General features: G+C 69.3%; 12 protein-coding genes. All 12 read left to right on the top strand.

Annotated features, from left to right (window positions below):
- Window positions 1-2,015 (top strand): ATP-dependent zinc metalloprotease FtsH (gene ftsH, locus AC2VON_RS12195; RefSeq protein ID WP_486953201.1); only part of this gene is annotated, 2,015 nt, incomplete at its 5' end.
- Window positions 2,016-2,064: 49 nt separating this feature from the next.
- The gene (gene folE, locus AC2VON_RS12200) at window positions 2,065-2,649 is read left to right on the top strand and encodes a GTP cyclohydrolase I FolE (protein WP_486953202.1); all 585 of its coding nucleotides are present in this window, start codon (window positions 2,065-2,067) and stop codon (window positions 2,647-2,649) included.
- Window positions 2,646-3,494 carry a dihydropteroate synthase gene (gene folP, locus AC2VON_RS12205; RefSeq protein ID WP_486953203.1) on the top strand — a complete coding sequence of 283 codons (849 nt, stop codon included), beginning with the start codon at window positions 2,646-2,648 and terminating at the stop codon, window positions 3,492-3,494. The genes folE and folP overlap by 4 nt, the downstream gene beginning before the upstream one ends.
- Window positions 3,487-3,879 carry a dihydroneopterin aldolase gene (gene folB / locus AC2VON_RS12210; protein ID WP_486953204.1) on the top strand — a complete coding sequence of 131 codons (393 nt, stop codon included), beginning with the start codon at window positions 3,487-3,489 and terminating at the stop codon, window positions 3,877-3,879. The genes folP and folB overlap by 8 nt, the downstream gene beginning before the upstream one ends.
- Window positions 3,876-4,451 carry a 2-amino-4-hydroxy-6-hydroxymethyldihydropteridine diphosphokinase gene (gene folK, locus AC2VON_RS12215; RefSeq protein WP_486953205.1) on the top strand — a complete coding sequence of 192 codons (576 nt, stop codon included), beginning with the start codon at window positions 3,876-3,878 and terminating at the stop codon, window positions 4,449-4,451. The genes folB and folK overlap by 4 nt, the downstream gene beginning before the upstream one ends.
- A complete protein-coding gene (locus AC2VON_RS12220) occupies window positions 4,451-4,936 on the top strand; it encodes a DUF3180 domain-containing protein (RefSeq protein ID WP_486953206.1) in 486 nt (161 codons plus the stop codon). Before folK ends, AC2VON_RS12220 begins: the two co-directional genes overlap by 1 nt.
- A gap of 153 nt (window positions 4,937-5,089) precedes the next feature.
- Window positions 5,090-6,430 (top strand): DUF6779 domain-containing protein, encoded by a 1,341-nt coding sequence (locus tag AC2VON_RS12225; RefSeq protein ID WP_486953207.1) that lies wholly within the window; start codon window positions 5,090-5,092, stop codon window positions 6,428-6,430.
- Window positions 6,431-6,564: 134 nt separating this feature from the next.
- Window positions 6,565-7,491, top strand: a complete 927-nt coding sequence (locus AC2VON_RS12230) for a Rossmann-like and DUF2520 domain-containing protein (RefSeq protein ID WP_486953208.1) — start codon at window positions 6,565-6,567, stop codon at window positions 7,489-7,491.
- Window positions 7,488-8,450, top strand: coding sequence for a pantoate--beta-alanine ligase (gene panC, locus AC2VON_RS12235; protein ID WP_486953209.1), 963 nt, complete (start codon window positions 7,488-7,490; stop codon window positions 8,448-8,450). The genes AC2VON_RS12230 and panC overlap by 4 nt, the downstream gene beginning before the upstream one ends.
- Window positions 8,450-8,878, top strand: coding sequence for an aspartate 1-decarboxylase (gene panD, locus AC2VON_RS12240; RefSeq protein ID WP_486953210.1), 429 nt, complete (start codon window positions 8,450-8,452; stop codon window positions 8,876-8,878). The genes panC and panD overlap by 1 nt, the downstream gene beginning before the upstream one ends.
- Before the next feature lie 2 nt (window positions 8,879-8,880).
- The gene (locus tag AC2VON_RS12245) at window positions 8,881-9,705 is read left to right on the top strand and encodes a type III pantothenate kinase (RefSeq protein WP_486953211.1); all 825 of its coding nucleotides are present in this window, start codon (window positions 8,881-8,883) and stop codon (window positions 9,703-9,705) included.
- Between the two features lie 101 nt (window positions 9,706-9,806).
- On the top strand, window positions 9,807-9,924 hold a 118-nt coding region (locus AC2VON_RS12250), incomplete at its 3' end, for a hypothetical protein (RefSeq protein WP_486953212.1).

A 9,924-nucleotide genomic window follows, 5' to 3' on the forward strand; every position in this document is an offset into this window, starting at 1 on the left:
TGCCGCTGCTGTTGCTGGTCGGGCTGTTCGTGATGTTCTCGCGGATGCAGGGCGGGGCCCGGATGGGCTTCGGTTTCGGCAAGTCGCGGGCCAAGCAGCTGGGCAAGGACATGCCCAAGACCACCTTCGCCGACGTGGCCGGTGTCGACGAGGCGGTCGAGGAGCTTTACGAGATCAAGGACTTTCTGCAGAACCCCAGCAGGTACCAGGCGCTGGGCGCCAAGATCCCCAAGGGGGTGCTGCTCTACGGACCGCCGGGCACCGGCAAGACACTGTTGGCTCGCGCGGTGGCCGGTGAGGCGGGCGTGCCGTTTTTCACCATCTCCGGATCGGACTTCGTCGAGATGTTCGTCGGTGTGGGCGCATCGCGGGTCCGGGACCTGTTCGACCAGGCCAAGCAGAATGCCCCGTGCATCGTCTTCGTCGACGAGATCGACGCGGTCGGCCGCCAGCGCGGCGCCGGCCTGGGCGGCGGCCACGACGAACGCGAGCAGACGCTGAACCAGCTGCTGGTGGAGCTGGACGGTTTCGGCGAGCGGGCCGGGGTTATTTTGATCGCGGCCACCAACCGGCCCGACATCCTGGATCCGGCGCTGCTGCGGCCCGGGCGTTTCGACCGGCAGATCCCGGTGAGCAACCCCGATATCGCCGGCCGGCGGGCGGTGCTGCGGGTGCACGCCAAGGGCAAACCGATGGCCCACGACGCCAACCTGGACGGGTTGGCCAAACGCACCGTCGGGATGACGGGCGCCGACCTGGCCAACGTGATCAACGAGGCCGCCCTGCTCACCGCGCGGGAGAACGGCACGGTGATCACCGGCCCGGCGCTGGAGGAAGCGGTGGACCGGGTGATCGGCGGCCCGCGCCGCAAGGGCCGGATCATCAGCGAACAGGAGAAGAAGATCACCGCCTACCATGAGGGCGGGCACACCCTGGCGGCGTGGGCGATGCCGGACATCGACCCGGTCTACAAAGTCACGATCCTGGCCCGCGGACGCACCGGCGGGCACGCGGTGGCGGTGCCGGAGGAGGACAAAAGCCTGCGCACCCGCTCGGAGATGATCGCGCAACTGGTGTTCGCGATGGGCGGGCGCGCCGCCGAAGAGCTGGTGTTCCGGGAGCCGACGACAGGTGCAGTGTCCGACATCGAGAAAGCCACCCAGGTCGCCCGCGCGATGGTCACCGAGTTCGGCATGAGCGCCAAACTCGGCGCAGTCAAATACGGCACCGAACACGGCGACCCGTTCCTGGGCCGCACCATGGGCACCGCGCCGGACTATTCCCATGAGGTGGCCCGCGACATCGACGACGAGGTACGCAAACTCATCGAGGCGGCGCACACCGAGGCATGGGAGATCCTCACCGAATACCGCGATGTGCTCGACACCCTGGCCGGCGAGCTGCTGGAGAAGGAGACCCTGCACCGCGCCGAACTGGAGGTGATTTTCGACGGCGTCGCCAAGCGCCCGCGGCTGACGATGTTCGACGACTTCGGTGGCCGCATCCCCTCAGACAAGCCGCCGATCAAAACCCCGGGCGAACTGGCCGTCGAGCGTGGTGAGCCGTGGCCGCCGCCGGTGTCGGAGCCAGCTTTCAAAGCCGCCATCGCGCAGGCCGAGCGGGAGGCGCAGGCCACGCAGGCCGCACATACCGCGCATAGCGCGGCCGGGCGCCCCCTCAACAGCGGCAACGGCTCATACGGTCCGCGCGACGGTCGTGGTCCCGGTGCCGCGGATCAGCCGGGCCAGGAGGCTACCCAACCCGATTACGGCGCCCCGCCCGGCTGGCATGCCCCCGGTTGGCCACCACCCGCGCCGGGCTACTGGTATCCACCCCAGCACTGGCCGCACCCGCAGCAGCATCATCCGGTCCCCCAGCCGGCCCATCCCACCCAGCCGTACTCGCCGCCCTATCAGCCGCATCCGGTTCCGGGACAGCCGGCGCCGGCGCGTCCGCCGACCACCGGGAAACCTTCCGATCAGCCGGGCGGGCCCAAACCACCGGCCGGCGATTGACCAAACAGGGGTTGGCATGGTTTCACCAGCACAGACGAATTCCCGCGTGATGAATTCGAGGACGCCGGTGTTCGACCAGGCCCGCGCGGAGGCCGCGGTGCGCGAGCTGCTTTACGCGATCGGTGAGGACCCGAGCCGGCACGGTTTGGTGGACACGCCGTCCCGGGTGGCCCGGACCTACCGGGAGATGTTCGCCGGGCTCTACTGCGACCCCGACACCGTGCTGGAAACCACTTTCGACGAGCAGCACGACGAACTGGTGCTGGTCAAAGAGATCCCGCTGTACTCGACCTGCGAACACCACCTGGTGTCATTTCACGGTGTGGCGCACGTCGGCTACATCCCCGGCGAAGACGGCCGGATCACCGGCCTGTCCAAGCTGGCGCGGGTGGTCGACCTGTACGCCAGGCGCCCCCAGGTGCAGGAGCGGCTCACCGGTCAGATCGCCGACGCGGTGATGCGCAAGCTCGACCCGCGCGGCGTCATCGTCGTGATCGAAGCCGAGCACCTGTGCATGGCGATGCGCGGCGTGCGCAAGCCCGGTGCGATCACCACAACCTCGGCGGTGCGGGGTCAGTTCAAATCCGACAGCGCATCCCGGGCCGAGGCACTGGAGCTTATCCTGCGCAAGTGAGCCCGACGGACGTGCAGGTCATGGGGGTAGTCAACGTCACCGCCGACTCGTTCTCCGACGGCGGGCGCTACCTGGATACCGAGCGCGCCGTTGAACACGGCCTGGCACTGGCCGCTCAGGGTGCGGCGATCATCGACGTCGGGGGTGAGTCGACCCGGCCCGGTGCGGTCCGGGTCGACCCGCGTTTGGAGACCGCACGCGTGGTTCCCGTCGTGAAGGAACTTGCTGCGCAAGGCATTACGGTCAGTATCGACACCATGGATGCCGGCGTCGCGGAAGCTGCGTTGGATTGCGGCGCCAGGATGGTCAACGATGTGTCCGGTGGCCGCGCCGACCCCGCGATGGCACCGTTGCTGGTTCAGGCCGGCGTCCGGTGGGTGCTGATGCACTGGCGCCCGGTGGGCAGGGATCTTCGGGATCGCCCCCACCGGGTGCCGCACTACCGTGACGTGGTGACCGAGGTCCGCGACGAGTTGATCGCCAGCGTCGACCGGGCGATCGGCGCCGGTGTCGACCCGGCAAAGCTGGTCATCGATCCCGGGCTCGGGTTCGCCAAGGCGGGATGGCACAATTGGGCGCTGCTGCAAGCGCTTCCGCTGCTGGTCGGCACCGGTGTACCGGTGCTGGTCGGAGCGTCGCGCAAACGATTTCTGGGTACCCTGCTGGCCGGACCCGACGGTGTGCCGCGGCCGCCGGACGGGCGCGAAACCGCGACGGCTGTGGTCTCGGCGCTGGCCGGGCTGCACGGCGCCTGGGGTGTGCGAGTGCACGACGTGCGGGGTTCGGTGGACGCGCTCAAGGTTGTCCACGCCTGGGCGGAAGGAGGCACGAAGTTCGATGACTGATCGTATCGAACTGCGTGGCTTGACCGTCCGTGGCAACCACGGCGTATTCGCACGCGAGCGGGCCGACGGGCAGGACTTCGTCGTCGACATCGCGGTCTGGATGGATCTGGCCGAGGCCGCCGCCACCGACTCGCTGTCGGCCACCCACGACTACGGGGTGCTGGCCGAACGCGCGGCCGCTATCGTCGCCGGGCCGGCCCGCACCCTCATCGAAACCGTCGCCGATGAGATCGCGCGCGACGTGATGAAAGACCAGCGGGTGCAGGCCGTCGAGGTGACGGTGCACAAACCGCATGCTCCGATCGGCCTGACCTTCGCCGATGTGGCGGTGGTGGCGCGACGGTCACGCGGCGCGGATACGACGATCACCGAAGGGGAGCCATGACTCGGGCGGTGTTGTCGATCGGGTCCAACCTGGGTGATCGGCTGGCGCGGCTGCAGTCAGCGGCGGACGGGTTCGGTGACGCTGTGCGCGCGGTGTCCGGTGTGTACGAGACCGAGGCGTGGGGCGAGGTGGATCAGGGTCGGTTCCTCAATGCGGTGCTGATCGTCGACGACCCGGCCCGCAGCGGCAAGGATTGGCTGCGCCGGGCCCACGAACTGGAGCACGCGGCGGGCCGAGTGCGCGGCCAGCGCTGGGGACCGCGGACGCTGGACGTGGACCTGATCAGTTGCTTCCAGACCCATGAGACCGCCGGTCAGCCGGGCGAGGAGGACGGCGAGGCAGTGCAGACAGAGATTCTCTCCCGCGACGACGGCCTGACCCTGCCGCACCCGCTGGCTCATCTGCGGGCGTTCGTCATGGTGCCGTGGCTGGCGATCGAACCGTACGCCGAGCTGACGGTGGCCGGCCAGAAGCGATCCGTGGCAAGTTTGCTCGCCGAACTCGACCCCGCCGACCGCACGGCCATGCGACTGACCGAGTTGGTGCTGCACGACCGGATCCGGGAGAGCTGATGGGGCCGACCCGCAAACGTCACCTGGCGGCCGCGGTGGCGGGCGCTGCAGCCGTCGGTTATCTGCTGGTCGAGCTGTTGTACCGGTGGTTTCCGCCGATCACCGGATGGACCGGCGTGTCCCTGCTCGCCCTGGCGATCGCCGAGGCGGGATGGGGCCGTTACGTCCGGTCCAGGATCGACGACGGCGAGGTCGGGTGCGGGTCCGGCCGGCTGCATCCGCTTGCGGTGGCGCGCAGCGTGCTGATCGCCAAAGCCTCGGCGTGGGTGGCGGCACCGGTGCTGGGGTGGTGGGTCGCGGTGCTGGTTTATCTGTTGCCGCGGCGCTCCTCGCTGCGGGTCGCGCACGACGACATCCCGGGCGTCGTGGTCGCGGCCGTCAGCGCGTTGGCCTTGTTGATTGCCGCGCTGTGGCTCCAGCATTGCTGCAAGTCACCGGGGAATCCCACCGAGCCGGGGGTGCGGGCCGAAAATCAGCTCGGGTGAGAATCGCCGGAGCAGGCCGACACGCGGAACGACCTAAGACCGGTAAAGTCGGGCCATGCGCGCCGTCGACGACGCAGAGCGGAGCGATGAGGTGAGGACAGCGCCCACCTGGGCCGGAGAGGGGATACCACCCGCTTGCGGGGGACGGCGCAGATGAGGACCGCTTCATCCCGCGGCGCCCGGGCGCGGCGCGGGGATCGCAGGCCGGGGTGGGAGCTGTTGACGGCGTTGCTGGCACTTGCGATTGCGGCCAGTTCCGCTTTGATTTTCACGTCTCGGGTGGAGTTGTTGAAGCTCGCGGTGATCCTGGCACTGTGGGCCGCGGTTGCGGCGGCGTTCGTGTCGGTGATCTATCGGCGCCAAAGCGATGTCGACCAGGCCCGGACGCGTGACCTGAAACTGGTCTATGACCTGCAGCTGGAGCGCGAGATTTCGGCGCGGCGGGAATACGAGCTGACGGTCGAGTCGCAACTGCGCCGTGAGTTGGCCTCCGAGCTGCGCGCCCAGGCCGCCGACGAGGTGGCGGCGTTGCGGGCTGAACTGGCGGCACTGCGGACCAACCTGGAAATCTTGTTCGACGCCGACCTGGGCCACCGTCCGGCGCTGGAGACCGAGCGCACCGCTGTTCGCGCCTACAGCGATTGGGCCCGCTACGACGGCGACGGTGCCGACAACGAGTTCGGCGCGCAGCCCTCGCACGCTGCGGCGAGCTCCGCGGCGCTGCAGCCGGCCGACACCGCCAGCCGTACCGCGGAGAACCCGATCATCGACGTGTCGGAGGTAGGCGTACCGGCCGGCCCGGTGCCGCCGGTGCCGCCAGCTCCCCCGTGGCTGCGGCAGTCCGACGCTGAAGCCGCCCGCGGATATACCGAGGCGTACCGCGGCTCACACCGGCGGGCTCCAGACGGTGGGCCCACAGCGCCCACCGTCGACTGGCAACCGGTTGTCGCTGAAGGAAAGTGGCTGCCGCCGGGGATGCCGGGTAGCAACTGGGCCACGGATTCCCGGGATTCCCGGGATTCCCGGGATTCCCGGGATTCCGGGGATTCCGGGGATTCCGGGGTGAACTCCCACGGCACCACGGGCACCGGCCAACCTGGCCAACCTGGCCACCGTCTCGACCGGTCAGCGGTGTTCATCGAACCGGCTTCCGGTTCACGACACGGCCGGCATTCCAGTCCGCCCGGCCCCGCGCCCGGCTCGTCCGGCTGGCGGTTCGGCGGGGGCAATCGAGCGCATGCTCGGCATTCGGCGGAGTCACCGGGCTACCCGACCGGACCCGAGACCATCATTTCGCGGGTACCGACCACCCCGCCGCCGGGGTTTCCCGTGTCATCCGGCGTGGCTCGGCATCGCAGCCCAGGGCCGGGCGTCGGCGCGGCCACCGGCACCGAAGGCCCGGGCCCGGAAACCGGGGGGCAGTCGGTCGCCGATCTGCTGGCGCGACTGCAGACCGGCTCCACCGGGGGCCGGCGGCGGCGGCGCGAAGAGTAGCGGTGGTGCGGCAAGCGCAGATGCTCCATCCGGCGAGAGGGACTGCGCCGCCGACCGGATAGAATCCTGGCGACCGTCCGGTACCCGCGTCGCGGGACTGGAACGAACCAACAGAGCTTGCGAGGTCGTCTGCGGTGGTGCAGTTCGGCGGAGTGCGGCCGGCTCGGCTCAAGGTGGGCATCATCTCTGCCGGCCGGGTCGGTACCGCATTGGGCGTCGCACTCGAGCGTGCCGATCACGTCGTGGTGGCCTGCAGCGCCATCTCGGAGGAGTCACGCCGGCGCGCGCGGCAACGGCTGGCCGACACCCCGGTGTTGCCGGCTCATGAGGTGGCCGCGCACGCTGAGCTGCTGCTGCTGGCTGTCCCGGATACCGAGCTGGGTGCAGTGGTATCCGGGCTGGCGGCCACCGACGCGGTGCGGACCGGCACCATCGTGGTGCACACGTCGGGTGCCAACGGCGTCGGCGTGCTGGAACCACTGACCGCGCAGGGCTGCCTGCCACTGGCCATCCACCCCGCGATGACCTTCACCGGTGCCGACGAGGACATCATTCGGCTCTCCGGCACCTGCTTCGGGATCACCGCGGCCGACGAGATCGGGTATGCGATCGCCGAGACGCTCACGGTGGAGATCGGTGGTGAGCCGTTCCGGGTCGGTGAACAAGGACGCGTCCTTTACCACGCTGCGCTGTGCCACGCCAGCAACCACGTCGTCACCATGCTCGCCGATGCGCTGGAGGCGTTGCGGGCGGCGCTGCCCGGACTGGGGTCACCGCCCGCTTGCGGGGGACTCGGCGGCACTGCGCACAGCGACCCCGACGGCATCGCCGAACGCGTTCTCGGACCGCTGGCCCGGGCTGCGCTGGAGAACGCCCTCCAGCACGGACAGGGCGCGCTCACCGGCCCGGTGGTGCGCGGTGACTCGACTGCGCTTGTTGCGCATCTGGCGGCCCTGGCCGGGGCCGACCCGGAGCTGGCCCGGGCGTATCGCGAAAACGCACTGCGCACCGCGCGACGCGTACACGCCGCCGGCGATGTGTTGGCGGTGCTGGCGCCGTGACGGTCGACGCGTCTGGAACCTGCCCGACGTTCGTCAGGGGCCGGCTCAACGTCTACGCCGAGCCCAGCGACGCCGCGCGCGTCAGCCGTGCACTGCGGCGCACCGGTCGCCGGGTGATGCTGGTACCCACCATGGGTGCACTGCACGACGGGCACCTCGCCCTGGTTCGCGCCGCCGCCCGGGTGCCCGGCTCGGCGGTGGCGGTGTCGATTTTCGTCAACCCGCTGCAGTTCGCGGCCGGCGAAGATCTCGACACTTACCCGCGCATCCTCGACGACGACCTGAGCCTGCTGCGCGGTGCAGGTGTCGAGCTGGTGTTCACCCCGACCGCAGCGGCGATGTACCCCGACGGGCCGCGCACCGCGGTGCACGCCGGCCCGCTGGGCGCCGAACTCGAAGGTGCCGCCCGGCCGGCGCACTTCGACGGAGTGCTGACCGTGGTGTTGAAGCTGCTGCAGATCGTGCGGCCGGACCGGGTGTTCTTCGGCGAGAAGGACTATCAGCAGCTGGTATTGGTGCGCCAGATGGCTGCCGACTTCAACCTCGACGTGCAGGTGGTCGGCGTGCCCACCGTGCGCGAAGTCGACGGCCTGGCGATGTCGTCACGCAACCGCTATCTCAACCCGGTGCAGCGCAGCGACGCCACGACGCTGTCGGCGGCGCTGCACGCCGGCGCGCATGCGGCAGCCGGCGGGACGGAAGCTGTGGTCGCGGCGGCGAATGCAGTGTTGGCCTCCGTGCCCGGGATCGACGTCGCCTACCTGCAGGTCCGTGATCGCGTGCTCGGGCCGGCACCGGTGTACGGGCCGGCCCGGCTGCTGGTCGCGGCCGAGGTCGGTGGCACCAGGCTGCTGGACAACGTCGCTATAACGATCGACGCTCCCATCGGAGCCGGCGAAGCGATGCCGGTCGGTCCAGTCGATTCAGCCAGCTGCCACCAACCACCCCGGAGGAATTGATGTTGCGGACGATGCTCAAAGCGAAGATTCACCGTGCCGTGGTCACCCAGGCCGACCTGCACTACGTCGGCTCGGTGACCATCGACGCCGATCTGATGGACGCCGCAGACCTGCTCGAAGGGGAGCAGGTGACCATCGTCGACATCACCAACGGCGCGCGCCTGGTCACCTACGCGATCACCGGGGAGCGTGGCAGCGGCGTGATCGGAATCAACGGTGCCGCAGCTCATCTGGTACATCCGGGTGACCTGGTGATCCTGATCGCGTACGCGACCCTGGCCGATGACGAGGCGCGCAGCTACCGACCCCGCATCGTGTTCGTCGATGCCGACAACAAGCAGGTCGATCTGGGCGACGACCCGGCCTTCGTCCCCGACATCGAGCTGGCCGGAATGGCCGGTCTCGTCTCGCCCAGAAGTGCGGGCTGACAGTGCTGCTGGCAATCGACGTTCGCAACACCCACACCGTCGTCGGACTGCTCTCCGGATCGGCGGAACACGGAAGCATCGTGCAGCAGTGGCGGATTCGCACCGAAGCGGAGATCACCGCCGATGAGCTGGCACTGACCCTCGACGGCCTGATCGGTGACGACGGCGAACGGCTGACCGGCGCGGCCGCGCTGTCCACGGTGCCGTCCGTGCTGCACGAAGTGCGGCTGATGCTGGGTCAGTACTGGCCGTCGATCCCCTCCGTGCTGATCGAGCCGGGTGTGCGCACCGGAATCCCGCTGCTGGTCGACAACCCCAAAGAAGTCGGCGCCGACCGGATAGTGAACTGCCTGGCCGCATATCACAAATTCAAGACCGCAGCGGTCGTCGTCGACTTCGGTTCGTCGATCTGCGTCGATGCGGTGTCGGCCAAGGGTGAATTTCTCGGCGGCGCCATCGCACCGGGGATCCAGATTTCGTCGGATGCCGCCGCGGCCCGATCGGCGGCGCTGCGCCGGGTCGAACTGACCCGGCCGCGCTCGGCGATCGGCAAGAACACCGTCGAATGCATGCAGGCCGGTGCGGTGTTCGGCTTCGCCGGGCTGGTCGACGGCCTGGTTCGCCGGGTCCGGGAGGAACTGGGCGGTTTCGCCGACTCCTCCGGTAGCGACGTCACGGTGGTGGCCACCGGGTACAGCGCGCCGCTGCTGCTGGCCGAGTTGGGCAACGTCGGCCGCTACGACGCGAACCTGACCCTGGAAGGCCTCCGGTTGGTGTTCGAACGCAATCGGGACAGCCAGCGCGGTAACCTGCGGACGGCGCCCTGAGCCAATTTTGTCGGCGAAACCGCCGCAGTGGTTGTGATTGCGTCCCCATCACGGCCATGACGGCAATCTCGATGCGCTGAAATGACTTAAGCTGGCAGTTCGTGAGCGGTGCCGATGACGATCTTCCCGAGCTTCCCGAGCAGTTCCGGATTCGTCGCGACAAGCGGGCACGGCTGTTGGCCGAAGGCCGCGACCCCTACCCGGTCGCGGTCGACCGGA

This window comes from Mycobacterium sp. TH-M82 (assembly GCF_057473605.1).

Coding starts and splice junctions, on each gene's coding strand:
- folE (WP_486953202.1), top strand. CDS start 2,065: ATGAATTCGAGGACGCCGGTGTTCGACCAGGCCCGCGCGGAGGCCGCG.
- folB (WP_486953204.1), top strand. CDS start 3,487: ATGACTGATCGTATCGAACTGCGTGGCTTGACCGTCCGTGGCAACCAC.
- folK (WP_486953205.1), top strand. CDS start 3,876: ATGACTCGGGCGGTGTTGTCGATCGGGTCCAACCTGGGTGATCGGCTG.
- AC2VON_RS12220 (WP_486953206.1), top strand. CDS start 4,451: ATGGGGCCGACCCGCAAACGTCACCTGGCGGCCGCGGTGGCGGGCGCT.
- AC2VON_RS12225 (WP_486953207.1), top strand. CDS start 5,090: ATGAGGACCGCTTCATCCCGCGGCGCCCGGGCGCGGCGCGGGGATCGC.
- panD (WP_486953210.1), top strand. CDS start 8,450: ATGTTGCGGACGATGCTCAAAGCGAAGATTCACCGTGCCGTGGTCACC.